This is a genomic window from Nitratidesulfovibrio sp. (genome assembly GCF_040373385.1).
GTDB lineage: Bacteria > Desulfobacterota > Desulfovibrionia > Desulfovibrionales > Desulfovibrionaceae > Cupidesulfovibrio.
This window is the reverse complement of the sequence record NZ_JBDXXH010000009.1, coordinates 113,717-136,163: the sequence shown is the minus strand read 5'-3', so window position 1 is coordinate 136,163 and position 22,447 is coordinate 113,717. Positions and strand designations below refer to the sequence as shown.

The 22,447-nt window shown below is 67.3% G+C and carries 15 protein-coding genes; 7 read left to right on the top strand and 8 right to left on the bottom strand.

The annotated features are described in order from the left end of the window. The first annotated feature begins 280 nt into the window (after positions 1-280). Positions 281-535 carry a hypothetical protein gene (locus ABWO17_RS14470; protein ID WP_353119736.1) on the top strand — a complete coding sequence of 85 codons (255 nt, stop codon included), beginning with the start codon at positions 281-283 and terminating at the stop codon, positions 533-535. Between the two features lie 273 nt (positions 536-808). Further along, entirely contained in the window at positions 809-1,126 is a 318-nt protein-coding gene (locus ABWO17_RS14465) for a hypothetical protein (protein ID WP_353119734.1), read from the top strand. A gap of 108 nt (positions 1,127-1,234) precedes the next feature. On the opposite strand, the gene ABWO17_RS14460 is transcribed toward ABWO17_RS14465, so the two are convergent. Next, positions 1,235-2,665: an ATP-binding protein gene (locus tag ABWO17_RS14460; RefSeq protein ID WP_353119732.1), complete on the bottom strand. Its 1,431-nt coding sequence runs from the start codon at positions 2,663-2,665 to the stop codon at positions 1,235-1,237. 140 nt (positions 2,666-2,805) lie between these two features. On the opposite strand from ABWO17_RS14460, the gene ABWO17_RS14455 reads away from it, so the two are divergent. Further along, positions 2,806-3,828, top strand: coding sequence for a DMT family transporter (locus tag ABWO17_RS14455; protein ID WP_353119730.1), 1,023 nt, complete (start codon positions 2,806-2,808; stop codon positions 3,826-3,828). 336 nt (positions 3,829-4,164) lie between these two features. On the opposite strand, the gene ABWO17_RS14450 is transcribed toward ABWO17_RS14455, so the two are convergent. After that, positions 4,165-4,755, bottom strand: coding sequence for a ferritin-like domain-containing protein (locus ABWO17_RS14450; protein WP_353119728.1), 591 nt, complete (start codon positions 4,753-4,755; stop codon positions 4,165-4,167). A 414-nt stretch (positions 4,756-5,169) separates the two neighbouring features. Between ABWO17_RS14450 and ABWO17_RS14445 the strand changes: the two genes are divergently transcribed. Beyond that, positions 5,170-8,196 (top strand): PAS domain-containing hybrid sensor histidine kinase/response regulator, encoded by a 3,027-nt coding sequence (locus ABWO17_RS14445; RefSeq protein WP_353119726.1) that lies wholly within the window; start codon positions 5,170-5,172, stop codon positions 8,194-8,196. 64 nt (positions 8,197-8,260) lie between these two features. On the opposite strand, the gene ABWO17_RS14440 is transcribed toward ABWO17_RS14445, so the two are convergent. Beyond that, the gene (locus tag ABWO17_RS14440) at positions 8,261-8,968 is read right to left on the bottom strand and encodes an HAD family hydrolase (protein ID WP_353119724.1); all 708 of its coding nucleotides are present in this window, start codon (positions 8,966-8,968) and stop codon (positions 8,261-8,263) included. 641 nt (positions 8,969-9,609) lie between these two features. On the opposite strand from ABWO17_RS14440, the gene ABWO17_RS14435 reads away from it, so the two are divergent. The 3 genes from ABWO17_RS14435 to ABWO17_RS14425 all read left to right on the top strand — a co-directional run bounded on the left by ABWO17_RS14435 (position 9,610) and on the right by ABWO17_RS14425 (position 12,661). Then, a complete protein-coding gene (locus ABWO17_RS14435) occupies positions 9,610-10,857 on the top strand; it encodes a sulfite exporter TauE/SafE family protein (protein WP_353119722.1) in 1,248 nt (415 codons plus the stop codon). 1 nt (position 10,858) lies between these two features. Next, positions 10,859-11,578: a hypothetical protein gene (locus tag ABWO17_RS14430; RefSeq protein ID WP_353119720.1), complete on the top strand. Its 720-nt coding sequence runs from the start codon at positions 10,859-10,861 to the stop codon at positions 11,576-11,578. Positions 11,579-11,944: 366 nt separating this feature from the next. Further along, positions 11,945-12,661 carry a superoxide dismutase gene (locus tag ABWO17_RS14425; protein ID WP_353119718.1) on the top strand — a complete coding sequence of 239 codons (717 nt, stop codon included), beginning with the start codon at positions 11,945-11,947 and terminating at the stop codon, positions 12,659-12,661. Between the two features lie 315 nt (positions 12,662-12,976). On the opposite strand, the gene ABWO17_RS14420 is transcribed toward ABWO17_RS14425, so the two are convergent. The 5 genes from ABWO17_RS14420 to ABWO17_RS14400 form a co-directional block, all read right to left on the bottom strand. Continuing rightward, positions 12,977-15,769, bottom strand: a complete 2,793-nt coding sequence (locus ABWO17_RS14420; protein WP_353119717.1) for a PEP/pyruvate-binding domain-containing protein — start codon at positions 15,767-15,769, stop codon at positions 12,977-12,979. 109 nt (positions 15,770-15,878) lie between these two features. Beyond that, positions 15,879-16,238 (bottom strand): response regulator, encoded by a 360-nt coding sequence (locus ABWO17_RS14415; protein WP_353119715.1) that lies wholly within the window; start codon positions 16,236-16,238, stop codon positions 15,879-15,881. 336 nt (positions 16,239-16,574) lie between these two features. Then, entirely contained in the window at positions 16,575-18,275 is a 1,701-nt protein-coding gene (locus ABWO17_RS14410; RefSeq protein ID WP_353119713.1) for a sensor histidine kinase, read from the bottom strand. A 559-nt stretch (positions 18,276-18,834) separates the two neighbouring features. Then, on the bottom strand, positions 18,835-21,684 hold the full coding sequence (locus ABWO17_RS14405) for a PEP/pyruvate-binding domain-containing protein (protein WP_353119712.1): 2,850 nt from the start codon (positions 21,682-21,684) through the stop codon (positions 18,835-18,837). A 41-nt stretch (positions 21,685-21,725) separates the two neighbouring features. Further along, positions 21,726-22,187 (bottom strand): response regulator, encoded by a 462-nt coding sequence (locus ABWO17_RS14400; protein WP_353119710.1) that lies wholly within the window; start codon positions 22,185-22,187, stop codon positions 21,726-21,728. Positions 22,188-22,447 lie beyond the last annotated feature (260 nt).

Sequence of the window (22,447 nt, the reverse complement as noted above, 5' to 3'; positions counted from 1 at the left end):
GCTTGCCCCGCGTTTTCCGGTATGGTGGGCGAAACCAGCCTAGGAGACCCTCATGCCGGATGCCCGCCGCACACCCCACGGAGCACGAGATGACGCCCATCATGACTCCGGAAAGTCCCGCCCCCCGCACGCGTCCCGCACCGCCGGAAACACTGTCGCACACACTCGCAGGTACGGCGCGGCATCTCGTGCCGCCCCCGGCTGCCTCCGACCCCATAACGCCCCGGCCAGATGGCTCGGCGTCCTGCTCGGCCCGCTGGTTCTCGCCGCCGGACTGGCCGTGACGCTGGGCACCCTGCTGACCGGCTGCGGCGACAAGACGCCCCCCGGCGAGGTGGTGACCATGCGGGCCTGCCGCATCTGCCACGGCGCGGACCGCATTTGCGCGGACATCGGCAAGCTGGACCGGGCGGGCTGGGAAAAAACCGTGGACCGGATGATCGCGGGCGGGGCCAGCGTCACCCCCGAGGAGCGTACCGTCGTCATCGAGTGGCTTTCCACGCGCAAGCCGGGCGACAAGCCCTTGTGCCCGTAAGCGCACATTCGGCACTTTCCGAATGCTTTTCGAAAAGTCTTCGGATGCCGCACGAAAAACACACCCCACTACGCCCTCCGCGCCGCATCCGCAGGCACCCCTGCGCCGGAACTGAACCCCCCGGCAGCGGACTTCACACGGCTGGGCGCCAGTTGGGTGGAATTCCTGGCCAACCTCCTTCCTCCGTGAAAGCCTTTCCCGCATCATCCCGTTGCGTCCGGCACGCGCCCGCGTGTATAGTGACGGCAATCCCCCTTAACCAAGGAGTTGCCCATGCGCCGTACGCCCAACTGCCGTGGCCGGATGCTGGCCACCCTGGCCATGTCCGCCGCCCTCACCGCATTTGCCGCCTTCTCGTCCGCCGTTCCCGCCACCGCGCAGGACCCGGCGGGCACCGTCATGTCCGCCTGCACCAAATGCCACAACACCCAGCGCATCTGTGCCAACCTGGGCGCCAAGGACAAGGCCGCCTGGAACACCACCGTCACCCGCATGATGGGCAAGGGCGCGCAGGTCAGCGAGGCCGAAAAGCCCGCCGTGGTGGACTGGCTGGCCACCCAACAGCCGGGCGCCAAGCCCGTCTGCCAGTAACGGCGACGCGGATACCCCCTACCCCCCCCCTGCCCTGCTGACGGAAACGGCGCACCCCTCGCGGAGTGCGCCGTTCCTGCCGTCGTGCCCTTGCGGCGCGTGCGTCCATCACGCTTCAACGGGTTCGTCCAGTTCGCCCTGTCCCATCCAGTAGCACAGCAATGGCGCGGGAATGCGCATGACGTCGCCGTGCCCCGCCAGCGGACCGAAATCCGTCAGCGACTTGGTCACCGCGTAGCCGCGCTCGGCCTTGCGTTCGCGCATGAACTCCAGCAGCCCCTGCAACTCGGCGGCCCCGGCGTGTTGAGCGCGGTACTTGACCTCGAAGGGCACGAGCTTGCCCCCCATGTCCGCCACCAGGTCGACTTCGCGATTTTTCTTGTCGCGCCAGTAGGTGAACCGTACGTCCCGTGCATAGTATCTGGCAAAAAGATGTTTGAACACGGCGGTTTCCGTGGCAACGCCCAGCGCCATGGGGTCGTCGATCAGTCCCTTGCCCTTCAACAGGGCCGCCGGGGCCAGCGCGGCATCCGCAAGGTACACCTTGTACCTGGCCCGCAGGATATCCTTACCGTAGCCGTGCGGCGGCAGCTTGTAGACAAGGTGCGTGGACTCGAGAAGGTCTATGTATTTCAGCGCCGTGGGGCGCTTGACCTCAAGGTTTTTGCACAGGTTGGGAACATCCAGCAGCCCCCCGTCATGCATGCACAGGTAGAGGAAGGTGTGCTCCAGTTCCAGCACGCGGCGGACTCCGAACAGCACCGTCATGTCCCGCTTGAGCACCTTGTCGATCACGTCCTCGCGCAGCAGGCGTTGCGCCTGCGTCACGCTTTCAACCTGCGCGATCTGCGGAAAACCCCCGCGTACCAGATAGTCGTGGAAATGCCCGACCAGTGGCGCGGCCATCTCGGCGACCCGGTAGAACGCCGCCTCTGACCAGGCGAACGTTTCGCGCAGGCTGCGTAGCGGCGGAATCTCCGAATGGGGAATCCGCTTCAATTGCAAGTACTCGTAAAAGGACAGTGTGGTCAGCTTGATGGTGTGCCAGCGGCCCACGCCCGACTCCTGATCGGACTCCAGCAGCGGCAGTGCCGACCCCGTGAACGCGATGTGCCGGTGGCGAAAGAAATCCACCTGGTGCTTGACCCAGGTACCCCAGTCCCGGATGAACTGCCCCTCGTCCAGGAACAGGAATTCCGGCCCCGGCACGGCGGGTTCGCGGGCACGCCAGGCCTCCAGGACGGCATCGATCCCCGCCAGCTTGAGCAAGGGATGGTCGAACGTGGCATACAGGATGTTGGCCGGGGGAACGCCCCCGGCAATCAGATCGGCAATGCTTTGCAGCATCAGCGTGGTTTTTCCCACCTGCCGGGCACCCGACACCAGAACGGCCCGGTGGGCAGGCGGCGCGACAACCCAGGCGTGCAGTTCACGAAATGCCGCCCGGCGCCACGCGGGCAGATCCGCCACGGGTTCGCCCCGCCACCACGGGTTGAACTGGGCAAGCACCCCGATCAGGTCATCCTTGGGTATTTTCATGATTCAAAATTACCTTCCTCCACCAAATAAGTAAAGTATGTTTTACTAAAAACGCTGTTGGTTGTCGCTTTAGCCTTCAAAAACACCCTGCGGACACCAGATGCCCTTGCCCCCCGGCGCAGCCCGTAGTAGCTGGGGCCATGCCCCGTTCTGCCCCACCAGCCGCATCCGCCGTTGCCGCCGCCCCACTTACCGGCCTGCCCCCTGCGGCCCTGCCCCCGCGCACCCTGGCCGAAGGCGCCCTGTGCGCACTGGGTGCCGGACTGGCGTGGGGGTTGGTGTTCATCGTGCCGCTGCTGCTGGGCGACTACCCACCCGCCGTGCTGTCGTTCGGGCGGTACACGGCCTTCGGAGCCATTGCCGTGGTGCTGGGCCTGCGCGACACGGCCCGGCTGCGCCTGCTGGACCGGGCCGACTGGCTGCGCGCCCTGGAACTGGCCCTGACAGGCAACATCCTTTACTACCTGTGCCTTTCCGCAGCCATCCAGCGCGCGGACGCCCCCCTGCCCACGGTGATCATCGGCACCCTGCCCATCATCATCGCCATCATCTCCAACCTGCGCGACCGGCGGCTGCGCTGGGCACGGCTGGTGCCGCCGCTGGCGGCCATCGCCGCCGGGGTGCTGCTGGTGAACCGCCACGAAATAGGCCGGCTGGGCTTCGACAGGCCCATGGCCGACTACCTGACCGGTGTGGCGCTGGCGTGGGGAGCCGTGGCCTGCTGGACGTGGTACCCCCTGCGTAACAGCCAGTGGCTGGCGCTGCGCCCGCACCTGGGGTCCGGCCTGTGGGCCACGGCACAGGGGCTGGCTACGCTGCCGCTTGCCCTGCTGGGCATGGCTGGCGCCTGTGCCTGGTATGCCGTTGCGGATGGCGGCGCGGGCGGTTTTGCCCCACCGCTGGGCCCCCGCCCGTGGACCTTCGTGGGGCTGATGTTCACCCTGGGGCTGCTGGCCTCGTGGCTGGGCACCACCCTGTGGAACCGCGCCAGCCGCCTGCTGCCCGCCGGACTTGCGGGCCAGCTGATGGTTTGCGAGACGCTGGCCGCCCTGGCCTACGCCTATTGCTGGCGCGGACAGGCCCCGGATGTCGGCAGCCTGGGCGGGGTGGTCCTGCTGGTGGCCGGACTGCTGCTGGGGCTGCGCGCCTTCCGGCGCGGGTGAGCGCCGCGCATCCCGCCCGCATCCCCACGCTCTCCCTCCGATACCGACGGCCCGACAGACCGGCGCCAAGCTTCCGTTGCGGCGGGCTTGCACCGCGCGCGCCGTGCTCCTTCCCGGCCATTCTCTCCCGGCGTGGCCTCTGGCCGCATCCGGCAACATCTCCCCCACCGGCAGGCCCGCCAGCCTTCCGCAATCACACCGCCAGCCCCCACCACCGACCGCCAACGAAAACGGCGGCACGTTGCCGTGCCGCCGTATGGCGCCAAATCGGGGTGTACCGCCCTGCCCTTGCGGGCATGGGACGTCACGCCCGCTCCATGATGCGGGTGCGCGGGGTTACCCCGCCGCCGCCCCGCCCTTGCTGATCAGGAACCCCTTGGTGGAGGGGCCGGTGGAGGCCGAGGTGCCCGCGATCTTCGACAGGTAGGTGTCGCCCAGGGTCTTCAGGTGCTCGCCCACGTTGTCGAAGTGGTTGAAGTGCACCTGCTCCTCCTCGATGATGGTCTCGAACAGCTTCATGCTGATGCTGTCGCCACAGTCGCGGCACACTTGCAGGAACTGGTTGTAGGCGTCGATGGTGTCATCCTCGAGCCCGGCGTCGTACGGGAAGACGGTCCGCACGTCCTGCCCCTTGACCAGGTCGCCCTCGCGCTCGGTGGTCGGTTCGCCGCCCAATTCCTTGATGCGCTCGGCGAACATCTCGGCGTGGCGCATCTCGTCGATGGCAATCAGCTTCATGTCCGCCGCCAGCGTACCGTAGTCCATGTTGTCCAGCCCGTAGTGCTGGTTCATGTACTGGGTAATGGCGTTCAGCTCCATGGCGCGCGCCCGGTTCAGCACTTCGATGACCTTGGCCTTGCGGGACTCTCGCGGAGAGGGGGCCGCCGCTGCGGGCTTGGCCTTTGCCGGTTTCGTCGCTTTGTTCATGCGTCCGCTCCTTTTGCCTGAATTTGGGGAGGGTGGAGTAACCACCCAGGCTTTTGCATACCACACGCACGGCGAAAGTGCATCATTTTCGTGCAGGTGCGGGTCTGCCCGGCGCCATTCGGACGGCATTCCACACCCCCCCCTTGTCCGCCCGGCGACCTTCGCCCGGTCGCCCTTGTTCGGTCGCCCTTGTCCGATCACTTAGCCGATCACTTCGCCCGATCACTTTGTCCGGTCACGTTATCCGGTCACCCGTGCCAGCCCGCATCGGTCAATGCACCGGGCCTCCGCGCCGACAGAACAAATCCCACGATGCCTCATTCTCCTGTCGCGCAATTTGCAATTCGGCGTATAGTAGCTCCACAGGCCCTTCCGCGCCGCATGCGGCGCACCATCCGACCATGGGGAACCGCCATGTCCAGCGTGCATCACTCCGGGTTCGCATTCCGTGCAATCCGGCTTGTCGCCCTCGTTCTGGCGTTCGCGGTGTGCACGGCAGCCACGCCGCGCACGGCGGTATCGTCCGGCCCCATTCCCGGTGCGCCGGGCACGGTGCTTGCCGCGCCCCTGCCCACCCTGCCCCCGGTCTCCGCGACATCCGGTGCCCTGTCGGGCTTCGCCTCCCAGGCCGCCCCCACTGGCGTGCAGCCCCCGGCCCCATGGTGGGTGCGCCTTATCGACGATGCCGCGCTCATCCTGCCGGCAGCCGCGCTGCTGCTATGGCTGACCCTGCGCCTGCGCCGCACCCGTCGCGCCCTGGGCCGGGCGGAAAACACCCTGCGCAGCATCGTGCAGGTCACCTCGCCGCTGGTGGGTCAGGAATTCTTCCGGATGCTGGTGCAGCAACTGGCCCATGGCCTTGGCGCGCGCTACGCCCTGGTGGGCGAGCTGGGCGGACTGAACGGACAGAATGAACAGGGTGGACAGGATGGACGGGGCGGCAGGGGCGACGACTACCTGCGCGTGCTGGCCGCCTGGCTGGGCGATGCGCCCGGCGAACCCTTTGACTATGCGTTGCATGGCACCCCCTGCGCGCGGACCCTCAATTCGCCGGACCTGTGCGTCTACTCCGATGGCGTGCAGGAACTCTTTCCCGAGGCCGAACTGCACGCCTCGCTGGGCATCCGCTCGTACATGGGCCTTGCGCTGCGCGATGCCCAAGGCACCCCCCTTGGCGTGCTGGCCGTATTCCACGACCTGCCCATGGCCCCGCCCACGGGCGAAGGCATGGCGCTGATGCGCATTCTGGCCGGGCGCGCCACGGCGGAACTGGAACGGCTGCGTGCCGGGCGTGCCCTGCGCGAAAGCGAGGCCCGCTACAGGGGCCTGTTCGAAAACAACCACGTGGTGGCCCTGCTCATCGACCCCACCACCAAGGCCATCCGCGACGCCAGCCCCGCCGCCGCCGAATTCTACGGCTGGCCGCGCGAGGTGCTGCGCGCCATGCACATCTCTGACATCAACACCCTGCCCTCCGGGGCGCTGCGCGGCGAACTATCGGCGGCGGCACGGGGCGAGAAGCAGCGCTTCCGCTTCCGCCACCGCCTGGCCAACGGCACCACCCGCGACGTGGAATCGAACACCGGATCGCTGGTGCTGCACGGCGAACCGCTGCTGTATTCCATCATCACCGACGTCACCGAGCAGCACCGGGCAGAGGAAGCCCTGCGCCTTAGCGAACTGCGGCTGCGCATGCTTGTGGAAAGCGCGGGCGACGCCATCTACCTCGTGGACGGCACCGGCCATGTCCTTGACGCCAACCCCGAGGCGGAACATCAGACCGGCCATACCCGCGAACAACTGCTGCGCATGACCCTGTTCGACATTGACAAGCAACTCGACCAGCGCGCCTTTGCCCGGCTGCGCGCGGAACTGGAATCCACCCGCAAGGCCACCTTCGAAACCACGCACCGCACGCGCGGCGGCACGCCGCTGCCGGTGGAAGTGCGCATGGCCCTGATGGAGGAGGCGGACGGCGAACCGCTGCTGCTGGCCATCGTGCGCGACAGTTCCGCACGCACGCAGGCGGAAACCGAACTGCGCTGCGCCAAGGAAGTCGCCGAGACGGCCAGCCGCACCAAAAGCGAATTCCTGGCCAACATGAGCCACGAAATCCGCACGCCGCTCAACGGCATCATGGGCATGCTGCAACTGTTGCAGGCAGACCCGGCCAAGGCCATGCGCAAGGTGTACGTGGGCGCGGCCACCCAGTCCTGCCGCCGCCTGGGGCTGCTGCTGGGCGACATCCTGGACCTTTCGCGCATCGAGGCGGGCAAGCTGGAACTGCACGACGAACCCTTCGAGGCGCGGGCCGTGCTGGACGAGGTGCGCGGCCTGTTCGAAGGCCCCGCCGCCGAACGGGGGCTGGCCCTGCGGGTAAACGTGGACGAACGCATTCCCCGCCACCTGCGCGGCGACGCCATGCGCCTGCGCCAGGTGCTGTTCAATCTGGTGGGCAACGCGGTGAAGTTCACCGATCACGGCGAGGTGGTGGTGGAGGCATGGCGGGTGCAGGCATCGCGTTCGCGCGGGTGCAGGGTGCTGTTCACCGTGCGCGACACCGGCATCGGCATTGCCGAAGAGCGGCTGAAGGACATCTTCGAGCCGTTCGTGCAGGCAGAGGCGGCCAGCACCCGGCGCTATCAGGGCGCGGGGCTGGGGCTGCCCATCGTGCGGCGACTGGTGCGGCTGATGCGCGGCACCGTCACCGTGGACAGCGCCCCGGACGCAGGCACCACGTTCAACGTCAGCCTGCCCTTCCGCTTCGTGAACAAGGTGGAGGAGGCCGTGGTCGATCCGCCCGCCGCCGACGCCTTGTCCCTGCGCGGAAAGGTCATCCTGCTGGCCGAGGACGACGCGGTGAACCGCCTGGCGGTAACGCGCCTGCTGGAGAACATGGGGGCGCGGGTAACCACGGCCGACAATGGCGAACGGGCCGTGCAGGCCCTGCTGACCAGCGACTTCGACTGCGTGCTCATGGACATCCAGATGCCGGTCATGGACGGGGTGGAGGCCACCCGCCGCTTGCGGGCCCTTGCGAAGGAGGGAACGGGAGAGGGGGGGCACGAAGCGGTGCGGGCACCGGGCACCGACAGGGCGGGTGACACCCCGTCAGGACACGACGCCCCGCATGCGCAGGCTGCCGAATCCGACGCGGCACCCGACGCCACGCCCGACGCCATCCATGATGCTGAAAACGATGCAGAGCCCGACGCCCCGCATGCCCCCCGCATCGATGCGCGCATCCTGCGGGCGCGCTCGGCAACGCCCATCATCGCCCTGACCGCCCACGCCATGCGCGGCGACCGCGAACAATTTCTGGCGGCGGGCATGGACGGCTACCTGACCAAGCCCGTGGAAGCCGCCACGCTGGCCAGCGCCATCGTGCGGGTCCTCCGCGAACAGGGCCTGCGGGAACGCGAGCCCGAGGGCTTGCAGTAGATACCGGCGCAGCGGGAGACCGCGCGTGGCGCCTGGCCTGCGGCGGCTGTCAGACCCCGCCCGGCTAGAGATGGTCCAGCAACTCCAGCGGGTGCGCCAGCAGTATGGATGCCCCGCTTTCGCGCAGTTCCGCCTCGCCCCGGAAGCCCCACAGACAGCCCACGGCCAGCATGCCCGCGCCGTGCGCGGTGCGCATGTCCACGTTGCTGTCGCCCACGAAGGCCGCGTGCGCCGGGTCCACCCCCAGCGCGCGGGCCGTGGCGATGGCCGCAGCGGGGTCGGGCTTGCGCGGCACGCCGGGGCGCGCCCCGGCCACCACGGCGAACGGGCCCAGCGGACCGTCGCCGTCTGGTGCACCGCCCGGTGCAGCCGCCGCGCCGTCAAAGAAACTGCCCACCATCAGCCGGGTGAAGGCGTGCGGCTTGTTGGACAGCACCCCCAGCGGGAGCCCGGCGGGAGCCAGCGCGGCCAGCAGTTCGCGGATGCCGGGATAGGGTGCGCTTTTGGCCGACCAGCGCGCGCCGTATTCGTCGCGCATGCGGGCCACCAGGGCGGCCACGGCCCGTTCGGTGGCGGCGCCGGGCGGCGTGCCGGGCGGCAGCGCCCGACGGAACAGGATTTCCACCCCGTCGCCCACGAACTGGCGGTAGGCGTCCACGGGGTGTGCGGAAAATCCCTGGGCCAGCAGGCAGGTATTGGCCGCGTCGGCCAGGTCTTCCAGCGTGTCCAGCAGGGTGCCGTCCAGATCAAAGATGATGGCGTGTATGGGCATGGGGCTCACCTAGCGCGTCCGGCCCGGACTGTACAGGGCGGACGGGTCGAAGGGGACGAGCCAGGCTGGCCAGACGGGCCAGACGGGCCAGACGGGCAAGGGGGCGGAGCCAGGGGCCTGCGCCGATGCGCAGCCGCCCCGCCCGAAACCGCCTGAACGGCGGATTCCTTGCTGCCGTGTAAAAAAAGCTGACACCCTACCCAGTCTCTGGGCGGCGGGGACGAACCGCAACCTGTCCAGCGCACCCACAATTTTCATATTCAACTGGAATTGCATGATTTTATTTCAAAAACTGGAGCATGTTCGCGAAAGGAGGCTTGCGCATTGCGGTGTCGGCCCATGCGGGCGGCAGGCGCCTCCACGGTACCGGACGACGCCAGTGGCCGCTTTGCGGGGCGGTGCAAAGATTCCGGACAGCGGCAGCCCCAGGTTGGCCGAGCACCGCAACCGGGCCAGCCGCGCAGGGCGCAGCCCCGATATATGCATGTATTTTCATGGCTTTATACTATTTCCGGCGCCCGTGTTCCTTTTGGCACAACCGTTGCTAGTCCCGGGGTGTCCCACTGTGCCGCAAGGGGTGCACGGAGGGGCGGAGGCTGGGTAGAGGGTATGCATCACGCATCGTGTTTCACGGAGGAACCATGAGCTTTCCAAGACAAGTCTTCGAATTCCTGAAGGCGAGTTCCATCGCCCACGCGCAGTGGGATATCGAGGTCTCCACGTCCATCATCAAGAACCGGAAGAAGCTGATCATCCTCGGCATCCTGCTGCTGCCGATCCTGATGTTCAGCTTCGCCGAGGCGGGTTCCATGCTGGGCAGCAAGACTGCCTACGCGCCCGCGTTCTACTCCACCAAGATCTTCCTGGTGTCCATTGCGGTGGGTCTGGCCGCCGGCCTGATCACCGGCTGCATCGGCGCGGGCGGCGGCTTCATCATCACGCCTGCGCTCATGGCCGCCGGGGTCAAGGGCATCCTGGCCGTTGGCACCGACCTGTTCCACATCTTCGCGAAGGCCATCATGGGCACCACGGTGCACAAGAAGCTGGGCAACGTGTCGGTGAAGCTGGCCATCGCCTTCCTGGTGGGGTCGGGCGCAGGCACCTTCATCGGCGGGGCCATCAACAAGGGTCTGTACAACAAGGACCCGCTGCTGTCGGAAATGTTCATCAGCTCCATCTACGCGGTGCTGCTGGGCTTTCTGGGCTTCTACGCCCTGTTCGACTTCATCAAGTCCAGCCGGGCTGGCGGCGGCGGTGACGCCCATGGCGGCAGCGGCGGCACAACGGGCCTGTCCGTCAAGTTGCAGGCCATGAACGTGCCCCCCATGATCACCTTCGACGAAGACCTCGTGCCCGGCGGCCGCCGCATCTCCGGCTGGATCGTTGCCGCGGGCGGCGTGGTGGTGGGCATTCTGGCGGCCATCATGGGCGTGGGCGGCGGCTTCGTTACCTTCCCCATGTTCGTGTACATCTTCGGCGTGTCGTCCATGACCACCGTGGGTACCGACATCCTGCAAATCATCTTCACTGCGGGCCTTGGCGCCATCGCCCAGTACGCCATCTACGGCTATGTGTTCTACACCCTGGCCATGGGCATGCTGATCGGTTCGCTCCTGGGCATCCAGGTGGGCGCGCTGACCACCAAGGTGGTCAAGGGCATCCACATTCGCGGCTTCTACGCCATGTCGATCATCGCGGGCTTCATCAACCGCGTGGCCACCCTGCCCAAGAAGATGGTGGAACTGGAAATGGTATCCATGCCCAAGGAACTGGTGAACAACATCGAATTCGTGGGCAACATCGTATTCTGGGTGGTGGTTGCCATCTTTGGCGCCTGGGTGTTCGGCAAGTTCTTCGCCAACATCGGCAAGCTGAGAGCGGAGGCGTAACATGCTTATCCACAGCAAGAGCAGTTTCATGAAGGGCCTGCTGCTCATGGGCTCCTTCTGCGCGGTCTTCTTTCTGATCTTCATGCCGCTCTTTCCCGGTGACGGCGGCAAGGCCATGAACGGCCTGGAATACTCGGACGACCTGTTCAACAAGCTGTCCAAGGGTTCGTCCTACTTCATCCCCGAAACCCAGAAGCGCGTTGAACCGCTGCAGGGCAAGATGGTTGAAGTGGCCTACGCCTCCAAGAAGGCTGCCGAGGCCGCCAAGGTCTTCGCCGCTGCGGGCGTGACCGCCACCGCTGAAGGCAACACCCTGAAGGTGCAAGGCGACCTGGGCACGCTGCTTGCCGCCGCCGTGGCCGATGCCGACGCCATGTACAAGAACGACGGCAAGGCCGTGTCCGCCCGTTACGCGGGCACGGACCACATGGCGGTCATGGAAGCCTGGTGGGAAGGGCTGAGCCCCATGATCAAGGCCCTGCAAAAGAACAAGATGGTGGAAGAAGCCAACGTCGTTGACGCGGTGCTCAAGCGCGCCGTGGAAACCGGCTACAACTTCTACGGCATCCCGGCCGCCAAGGTTATGGACAAGATGGGCGTAATGATCGGCCTGCTGGTCTTCTACGTGCTGTATACCATGTGGTACGGCTTCGCCATCTTCGAACTGTTCGACGGCATCGGCCTGACCATGAAGAAGTCCAAGATCAAGCAGGAAGCCTAGCGCGCGCAGCTTCGGCGGCGCATGCCCCGGCCTGGTGACCTGTTCTCATGACGACCACGGCCCCCCGCACTCTTGTGCGGGGGGCCGTTCCCTTTTCCGGGCCGGACTTGCTGCGCGCATCCACAGCCAGTTGCAGCGGGCCACATCCACCTGTTGCGAGTTGGACGAGTTGTGCTATGGTGACGGTAATCGCCCGCATCCCCGGTCCTGGCCGGGCTCTCCGCTCTCCCTTCGCACCCTTGCGGGCTTCGGCATCCGGTATCCACGGGGCCTTCATGCGCCCCGTTCCGCTGCGCCGCCCATCTCCGGCAGTCATTCCTTGCGGAGATTGCGACGCGGCCCACCTTCATCCGCAAGGAGAACGCCATGCCGTCCAGTTTCACCCGCCGCTGTTTCATGTCCCTGTGCGCCTCGGCAGCCGTCGTGGCCGCTGGCACCCGCCTGCTGGGCCCCACAGTGGCCCACGCCGCCGACGCCCCCGACGCCTTTCCCATGCCGCCGCTGCCCTACCCCGAAAACGGGCTGGAACCCGCCATCAGCGCGCGCACCATCTCGTTCCACTACGGCAAGCACACGGCAGCCTACTACGGCAACATGAACAAGGCCGTGGCAGGCACCCCCATGGCCACCATGAAACTTGAGGACCTGGTCAAATCCGTGGCGGGCGACCCGGCCAAGGCCGGGCTGTTCAACAATGCCGCCCAGTCCTGGAACCACACCTTCTACTGGGCAGGCATGAAGCCCGGCGGCGGCGGTACGCCCCCCGCCAAGGTGGCCGACGCCCTGTCCGCCGCCTTCGGCTCCGTGGACGCCTGCATCACCCAGCTTTCCGACGCCGCCAAAACCCAGTTCGCCAGCGGTTGGGCCTGGCTGGTCAAGGGCCGCGAAAACGGCAAGGACGTGCTGAAGGTGCTGAAGACCGGCAACGCCGACAACCCCATGACCCAAGGCTTCACCCCCATCCTCACCATCGACGTGTGGGAACACGCCTACTACCTGGACTACCAGAACAAGCGCCCCGACTATGTCCAGGCCTTCTTCGACAAGCTGGTGAACTGGGACGAAGTGGCCAAGCGGTTGTAGGAAAAGAGTTTTAAAGAGAATCGGGGAGGGGACCCTTTGAAAAGGGTCTCCCTCCCCGAACCCCACCCCCCCAAACTTTTTATTGGGGGGATTTTTTTACCACGCGTCGGCAACACAGCCATGCCAATCCATGGTGCGCTTTCATTCCTTCACAGAAACCCAATCGAAAAGTTTTGGAAGATGGAGGTCCGGAGGAAGAAACCTTTTCACACGTTGCGGACGCCATCCGTAAGGTTCGCGCTTCGCGCTTACCTAACGGCTGCCGCAAAAGGTTTCTTCCTCCGGTTAGTTCTTCAAATTCTTGAGCAGGTGGGACTACCCGGCTACAGGGGCGATCCTGGCGAGGTCGGCGGCGATGCGGTCGCGGATGGGGCCGAACACGCGTTCGTTGTGGGCCACCATGTCGATCTGGCGGGTATGGATGAGCAGGTAGCCCACGCCGCGCACCAGGGTAAGGATGCGGTCTTTGGGCAGTCCTTCGAGCGAGGCGAACAGGGCGTCATCCTTGACGTCGGCGCGGAAGCCGCGTGCTTCCAGCACCTCGCCCACGAAGCGGGCGCGCAGGGCGCGGCGGTCGGCGCTGGCGGCCCCGCCCTTGAACTGGAAGGTCACGTAGTTCTCGTGCGGGTTGTCGGCGGCCATGGCTTCCACGGTGCAGAAATGGTAGCCGAAGCGCGCCTGAAGATTGCAGTAGTCGCGCGAGATCATGAGAAAGTTTCGGTTGGCCAGAGTGGTGGCGGCGGTGGGTTCCAGGTCCGGGTTCACGGTGGACTCCAGCATGACGGACAGGAACCCGCGCGCGTCGGTGGCGGGCGGCCCGGCCCAGGGCACGGCGGTCATGCCGTCCCACAGGGCCAGCATGGGCGCGGAGGCGATGTCGGCAAGATCCACCACGGGACCGGGCACGGGCTTGCGGAAGCCACCGTCGATGTCCAGCAGCCAGTATTGCAGCTTGGTGCCGTTGACCCGCAGTTGCTTGCCCAGACGCTGGGCACCGGGAACCGTGGTATCGGACGCGCCGAACAGTACCTCCACGGACTTCTCGTGGCAGAAGCGGGTGATGTCGTGCAGGGTGCGGCAGTGGGCGGGGGCGAACCGGGGTGATTCCGGGTCCAGCAGGTTCAGGGGCAGCACCAGCCGCGCGGCCTCGGCCAGCGCGGTGTGCACGGGGCTACCCTCCATCAGGTTGCGGCGCCGGGCGTGGCCCAGAAGGTCGTCGATGCGGCCGGGATGCACGCGGCGGTTGTCCGCGTCCACGGTGACGATGCCCGCATGCTCCAGAAGCTCTGCCGCACGGGGCAGCCCGAACAGGGCGGGCACGCCGTACTCGCGGGCCACGCTGGCCAGATGCCCGGCGGCACCGCCCGCCTCGGCCACCACGGCGGCAGCGCGGGACAACAGCGGTGCCCAACGCGGCAGGGCCCGTTCGATGACCAGCACGCCGCCGTCGGGGAAGGACAGCAGGTCCATGTCCTTGCGCACCACGTGGGCCAGGCCCGCGCCCGCGCCGGGGCTGACCGGGGTGCCCCCCAGCAGGAGCACGGGCGGCCCGGATTCGCCGCAATTGTAGCCGCCCGGCAGGGGACCGGGTTCGGTGGGATTGATGGCGGAGGTATCCGCCCCTGCCACGTCCGTGCCGTCAGCAGCGAAAGCGGCATTCGTCCCAGCTACGTCCGTTCCGTCACCTCCGGCCACGGGCGCGCATTCGCCCTCGGGCAGGTCGTCGTGGCGCGCCTCGCGCAGGGGGCGGCTTTGCAGGATGGTCAGCACGCCTTCGGGGCACACGGCCCACTCGATGTCCTGCGGCTCTCCGTAGAACACCTCGAACCCGGCGGCCAGCGCGGCGATTTCCAGCGCGCGCGCATCGTCGATGCACGGGGCGTCCACAAGGTCCGGCGGCATGTCCTCCAGCCGCACGCCCTCGATGGGGTCGCGCACGAAGCGCTGGGGCTTGGCCGCTATCTGGCGCTGCGCCACCGCCATGGGCACCTCGCGCGAGACCACGAACACGTCAGGGCTGAAGCTGCCGTCCACCACGGCCTTGGGCAGGCCCGGCACGGCGTTGATGACCACGGTGTTGTCGCGCAGGTCCAGCGGGTTGCGGCTGTAGGCCACGCCGCCCGCCACCGCGTCCACCATGACCAGGCAGCCCACGCACATGGGCACGTCCTCGTCGGGAATGCCGCGCGCCAGGCGGTAGGTCATGGCGGTGACGCCGTACTTGCTGGCCACGATGTCCTTGAAGGTATCCAGCACGTCTTCGGGCGGCACGTTGAGTTCCGAGCGGTACTGCCCGGCAAAGGAGGCATCCAGCGAATCCTCGCCCACCGCGCTGGAACGCACGGCAAAACGGACCTCGGCGCCCGTGCAGGCTCCGGTACCCGGATGCGGGAAATGCAGCGGCCCGGCCAGACGCTCCACCTGCGCGGTGATGGCGGCGGACAGGTCGTCGGGCACGGGCGCGGCCAGAATGAGCTGCTGGATGGACGCGGACAGGGCAAACACCTCGTCCAGGCGGGTGGCGTCCGCCGCCTGTACCCGCCGGTCGATCTCTTCCTGTAGCCCGCCCGCCTCCATGAAACGCTGGTAGCCGGTGGCCGTGACCACGAAGCCGTCGGGCACGGCAATGCCGAGACGGCGGCGGATTTCGCCCAGGTTGGCCATCTTGCCGCCGGTCTGGTCGGCCAGGTCCACACCGGTTTCGGCAATGGGCAACACCAGCGGCCCGCCACCCGCCCGCACATGGGGGGCCACCACGGCCTCTATGCCCGCGCGGATTTCGTCGAATTTCGTTTCCAGGTCGGGCCAGCGGTCGTCGGACAGCGCGTTGAGGTGGCGCACGATCTGGAACACGCTGGCGCACGCGCGGGTGCAGGCGCCGCGCACGTAGGTCATGCCGAAGGGGCGCACCCCGCGCAGGGCCTCTTCCATGTCGGCCATGATCTCGAGGGCGCTCTTGTTGGCGGACAGCAGCAGCCGGAACCGCGAGCAGCGTTCGCGGTACAGCGCGCGCAGCCGTTCGGTTTCGGCGTCGGGCACGCCGTCGCCCTGCGCAGGTGCATCCTGACGCCGGAACAACGTACCCAATGTGTGGAAAAAACCGCTCATATCGCGTCCGCCGTGGTCTGCGCCGTGAAGTCCCCGTCAGCCGGTCATGCCGCCGATGATGTCACCGGTCGCGCCTCTACCCTGTCGCCACCTGCCCGCGCGCCGCCGCTCAGGCGTGGCGCACGGCCTCGCCCAGCTTGAAGATCAGTTCGTTGATGGCCACGGGTTTGAGCATGTAGTCGAACGCGCCCAGTTCCATGCCGGTCAGGGCCGCGCCCAGGCTGGCATGCCCGGTCAGCAGCACCACCGGCACCTCCGGCCGCAGGGCCTTGATGCGCCGCAGCGTCTCCAGCCCGTCCATGCCCGGCATCTTCACGTCCAGCACCACCGCGTCGTAGGCGCCCTGCTCCACGCGCGCCACCGCGTCCGTGCCGTTGTCCACCGTGTCCACCTCCATGCCGCGCCGTTCCAGCCGCTTGTGCATGAGGTCCAGGAATTCCGTCTCGTCATCCACGATGAGAATCTTCATGTCGTGGCCCTTTCGCTAGAGAATGCTTGAAAACTTATGAGCATGAGCCTCGGGGGAAGGGACCCTTTGCGGCAGCCGTTACACGAGCGCACGGCGCGAGTGTTACGGATGGCGACCGCAAGGCGTTGAAAGGGTCTCCTTCCCCCGAACCCCCATCCCCCCAAACTTTTCATAATGGGGTTTGGCTTAAACATCTCCCCATCGCGTCACGAAGCGCCAAACAAAAAGTTTTGGGGGGAGGGGTCCGGGGAGGGAGACCTTTTTCAAAAGGTCCCCTCCCCGGTCAGTTGCCTGAAAAATCTTGCACCGCCGGAGGCGTACAAAAAGCAGCAACCGCTACCGCAAGTTGAGCAGGGTATCCTGCGTGAAGGCGGGCGGCGCGGTGGGCAGATACACGGTAAAGGTGGCCCCGTTGCCGGGGGTGCTTTCCGCCACGATGCGGCCGCCGAGTTTTTCCATGATCGAGTAGCAGATGGCGAGGCCGAGGCCGGTGCCTTCGCCTGCCTTCTTGGTGGTGTAGAACGGATCGAAGATGTGTTCGAGCACGTCGGGGGTGATGCCGCTGCCGGTATCGGTGACAGCCACGAACACTTCCTGCCCGCCTTCGGTGGCGCCGGTGCGCACGGTGATGGTGCCGCCCTGGCCCACGGCGTCGATGGCGTTGTCCAGCACGTTCAGGATCACCTGCTGCACCTGGGCGGTGTCGGTGGTGATGGCGGGCAGTTCGGCGTCGAAATCCTTGCGGATGGTGATGGAGCGGTGCAGGGCCTCGCTTTCCAGAAACTTCACGGTCTGCTCGGTCAGCACGTTGAGGGGCACGTCTTCCTGCATGGGTTCCATGCGACGGCCAAAGCCCAGCATGCGGTGGGTGATGCCCTTGGCCCGGTCCACATGCTGTTCGATCTTGGCGGCGGCTTCCTCGATCTCGGCGTGGTGGGCCATGCGCACGGCGTCCTCTTCGGACAGCAGGTCGCGGATCCACCCGGCATTCTCGCGGATGAGCATGAGCGGGTTGTTCACCTCGTGCGCCACCCCGGCGGCCAGCTTGCCGAGGGCGGCCATCTTGCTGGACTGCATGAGCGAGGCATCGAGCATGGCCTGCCTGCGGTCGGCCTCGATGACCTTGCCCACGATGACGCGGGTGGTGAAAAAGGTGCCCAGGCAGATGACCACGGCCCCGCCCAGCAGGAACAGCACCACGATAAGCTGGGTGTGCACCAGGGGAGACAGCGGCTCGCGCGGGTCGTCCATGACCACCAGCAGCCAGGGCATGTTCTCGAGCCAGGTCATGCCGGTGACCATGGGGCGGCCATCGGTGTTGGCGATGGTGTCCACCACCACCCCGCGCTTGGCCCTGTCGGGCATGGTCATGTGCAGGGCGGGCTTGGTCATGATGGCGCCGTTGTTGCGTGAATCGGATTGCAGGGACCCGTCGGTGCCCAGCAGGAAGGCATCGCTGTTGGTGCCGGAATAGGCGCGGTGCAGCATGGCGCTGACGGCGGCGGAATCGATGGTGGCCCGCAGTATCCAGGCCCGGCCGTTCTCGCGGCGCATCACCGCGATGATGAAGTGCGGAAAGCGGCGGAACCCGGTGAACACGTCGCTGACGTACTGGCCCTTCAGCATCACCTCGTGGAACCACGGCTCGTCGCGGTAGTTGGCCGCCTCCAGCGAATACGGACCCACGTAGGCCACGTGCTGGCCCTGGTCGTCGATGACGCCAAGGTCCACGTAGGAACGGGCGTTGGACTGGATGACCCCGAAGATGGTGCCCAACTGGGCGGAGTCGGACAGTTCGCGGAACGAGTGGGTCCAGGCCAGGCTCTTGATCTGCGAGACGCGCTCGGCCAGAAAGGTGTCCAGCGCGCGGCGCTTGCTTTCGGTCACCGCCTCGATGCCCGAAACCATGCGCTCGTGGTAGGTCTTGGAAAACTGCAAATGGATGAAGAAGCCCAGCGCAAAGAGCGGCACGAGCGAAAAGGCGAGCATGACGAGGGTGAGCCTGCGCCGCAGCCTGGTATATCCGCCAATGTCCATCCAGCCTCCGTGGGCGGGCACCCCCGCGGGGGGCACCCTGAAAAGACCACCCGGAAAGGACCACCGGAGAAAGATCATCCGGAAAGGGGCTTGAGGGGTCTTCGCGTACGGGCCGTGCGCGTGTCTAACTGGATCGCGGGCTGGATCGCGGGCTGGATCGCGGGCCGGATCGCGGGCCGGATCGCAGGCAACATCGCGGACAAGACCGCAGGCACGATCGGGGCGCGGGCGCGGCGGTGGGCGTGCCATCCAGCACCGGACCACGGACACGGGCGACCTGTCGGCCACGGCAGAAAACCGTCGCAACAGCGGCACGCCCGTTTCAGCAAAGGCACACCGGAACGCCGGAGCGGCAACCCTGTTCCCCTTTGCGACGCACCCATGAAACACGGGCGGAGCAGGACCACCCCATGTGTTACAATTACCCGATCATCCAGTATTTTACAATCTCCGGAAGCCCCCTGACCGACGAAACGGGCGGAACAGGCGAAACGGGGAAACATCCGTTTCGCGGCGCGCCGGTTTCCCCCCGCCATCAACACCGCGCCCGCGCAAGGGATTAGACCGGGGCTGCGGGGTCCACGGCCCGGCGCGGGCGGGCACCATCGACAGCCTCGGCCTGATCGGCCTCTTCCAGCAGACGGCGGCAGTCGGCCAGCATGGTCGTACGCCGTTCGGCCAATTGCGGGCCGTCGTTCATGATCATGTCCAACTGGCGGGTATGAATGGTCATGTACCCGGCCACCAGCAGCATGCGCAGGGCCTCTGCCTGGGGCAGGTTCTCTATGCGGGCCGACAGCGCGTCGCGCCGCACCGTGCAGGTGAAGCCGAATTCCTCCAGCAGCCCGGCCACGAACTCCACCCGTCGCACCCGGCGCTCGATGTTGGCGGCCCCGCCGCGCAACTGGAAGACCACGTAGTTTTCGGGCGTGCGGTCACCCACCAGCGATTCCACGGCCACGAAGTGGAACCCGAAGCGCGAATGCAGGCTGCAATAATTGCGCGAGACCATGAAGTAGTTGCGCTCGGTGAAGAACGCGGACTGCGCCGCCGGGTCCAGGTGCGGATTGGCCGTGGCCTCGAACATCACCGACAGGAAGCCCTTGGCATCCACCGGCGGCGGCCCCTGCCACGGCACGGCATTCATGCCGCGCCACAGGGTGCGCATGGGCACCGAGGAGATGCGCGCCACGGGCACCAGCGGGCCGCTGACCTCGCCGTCGAAGCCATCGTCCAGGTTGACCACCCAGAACTGCTTGGGCACGTCGCACTGCAACTGCTTGACCCGCTGCGGCGCGTGGCGCTGCTGCGAGCCGAAGCGGAACATTTCGGCCACGGCCTTTTCGTGGCAGAACCGGCCCAGGTCGTGGAAGGTACGACAGTTGGCCGACTTGAAATCGGGCGAATCCGGGTCCAGAGTCAGGGGCAGCATGTGGTGGGCGGCGGCGTCCAGCGCCTGCAACACCGGGCTGCCGGGCATGAAGTTGCATTCCCTCGGGGCCGTTTCGATGAAGCCCTCGATGCGGCCCGGATAGACCACCCCCACGTCGCCGTGCACGGTGACCATGGCCCCCTGCGTCAGAAGGTCCAGCGGGCTGCCCTGCCGGAACGGGCCGAACACGGCGGGCTTGCCGAATTCGCGCGCCACGGCGGCCAACTGGCTGGAAATGCGCCCCCGCTCGGCCACCACGGCGGCGGCACGGTCCAGCAGCATGCCCCAGTCGGCCAGGTCTCGCTCCACCACCAGCACCGCGTCGTCGGGAAAGGTGCGCACGTCGTCGCGCTCGCGCACGATGTGCACCGGCCCGGCCACCACACCCGGCCCGGCGGTCACCCCGCCATCCAGCAGGGCCGGGGGCGGGCATTCGGTCTGGGCGGCGTCCTCGGCTTCCGACTCGGCGTAGCTTTCCGGCAGGTGCGCGCGGGGCGCGGGCAGCGGTCGGGCATGCAGCAGCGAGACGGAACCGTCCGGCTCCAACAGCCAGTCTATTTCCTGGGGCAGGCCGCAGCGTTCCTCCACGGCCAGGGCCAGTTCGGCCACGGCGCGGGCCGCCGCGTCATCCAGTACCGGGGCGGAAGCGCCGTGCGCAATGCTGCGCAGCCGCACCGAACCGCCCGCGCGACAGACGTGGTAGGCATCCACGTCGTGCGCGCCGTCCTCCACGGCCTCGGACAGGCCGCGCGCGGCGTAGACGTGCACCGAGGTGTCGCGGGCATGCAGGGGGTTGCCGGTGTAGGCGATGCCCCCAGCCACGGGGGCCTCCACGGCAAAGCAGCCCACGCACACGCAGGTGCCCGCGTCGCGCAGGCCCCGGTTGCGGCGGTAGGCGATGGCCTGGGGCGAATACTTCAGGGCCAGGGTGGCGCGCAGGGCGGCCAGCACCCGCTGCCGGTCGGCGGCGTCAGGGGCAGCATCGTGGGCGGCGTCAGGGGTAGCGTCAGGAGCGGCGTCAGGAGTGGCGTCGGGGGCGTCTTTCGTACCGGGCTGCGCGCCGGACTGCGCACCGGGGCCGGAACCTTCTGCGAACAGGGGAATGGACGGCCCCCACAGGGTCATGCCGCCCGCATCGTCGTCCGTGTTCTCGCCAGCGCCCGTCGAACCCTGCGGCCACACCCGCCCCCGCAGCAAGAGGCGCATGTCGCGTCCCTGCACGCCGGGACGCGCGGCCACCCCTTGACGCAGGGCGGACAGGGCGTCCATGAGCGCGTCGGCCACCTCGTCCGGCACCTCCGCCGCCTGGATCAGCCCGGCGATGGCGGGTGAAAGGTCCAGCAGATTGGCCGGCCTGATGCCGCCCGATGCCTGCACCCGCCGCCCGATCTCCTCTTGCAGCCCCTGATGGCGGAACAGCCGCTGGCAGGCGGCGGCGGTGACGATGAACCCGTCGGGCACGCCCCCGCCCTGCGGTGCGGGCCTGTTGGAACTGTCGGAACTGTCAGGACTGTCGGGCCTTTCGGGCACGCCCGTCAGGCTCCGCAGCCCCCCCAGCCGGGTCAGGGCCGGGTCGGCAAGGTCTGGCAGGGCCAGGTCCGGATGGCCGAACGGCAGGGCAAGGGGGCCGTCCATGGTGGTCGGGCGGCCATAGACGATGGCCGAGACCTCGGCCTGGATGGCGTCGAAACGGACGAAAAGTTCGGGGTAGCGACCGGGGGCCAGTTCGTCCAGTTGGCGGATGCACTGGAAGACCTGGGTGGTGATGCGGGTGCACAGCGAGCGCACCGTCTGCATGCCGAAGGGATGGACACAGCACAGGGCCAGTTCCATCTCGGTCATCACTTCCTGCAACTTGGCCCACGCGTTGAGCACCAGCTTGAAGCGGTGATACCGCGCCGCAAAGGCCTCTTCGGCGGCGGCGCGTTGCTCGTCCCGCCGCTTGCGGCGGAAGGGCAGCCAGCAGAACAGGCCCATGATGTTTTCCCGGGTAGGGGTGGGTTTGGACGCCCCTGCGGCTAGGCCCCGTTGCGCGCAGCCGCCCTGCGGTCAAGCTGGCACTGGGTGTAGGCGTCCTCGATCTTGAACAGCAACTCGTCGAAATCGGTGGGCTTCATCAGGTAGCCGAAGGCGCCAAGGCGCATGCCCTCCACCGCCACCTCCATGTCGGCGTGGCCGGAAAGCATGATCACCTCCACCCCCGGAAATCCGGTGCGGATGCGCTCCAGCGCGCGCATGCCACCCATGCCCGGCATCTTCACGTCCATGACCACCACGTCGGCCCCTTCACGGGCAAGGTATTCCAACGCCTCTTCTCCGCTGGCCGCGCGCGCTGCCGAAAAGCCGCGCTTGCCCAGGCGCAGGGCCAGCATCTCCGTGCTTTCCGGCTCGTCGTCCACCAGCAGGATACGCGGCAGCGGCCTGCCGGAACCGGGGCGGGGGGCACCGGACGGGGCATCTGGGGTCGGCGTGTCGGTCATGGGGTCTCCCGGCGTCAGGGTGGCGGGGTCTGACCTCCGCACGCGAAGGGGGCAGGAGACAGGTCCGCCCTGCCTTCCTATCGCTCTTTGGGATGGGCCACAAGGTGGTTGGATATGCGGCAGCGGCGCTCTCGCGCCGATGTTCCGCAGAACCATTCGATATCCCCGGCAACCAGTGGCCCGGCACGCCGTGCTGCCTTCTTCCCACCCGGCTCGTCCGCAGCATCCGGCCCGTCCGCAGCATCCCGCGCGGCCCACCC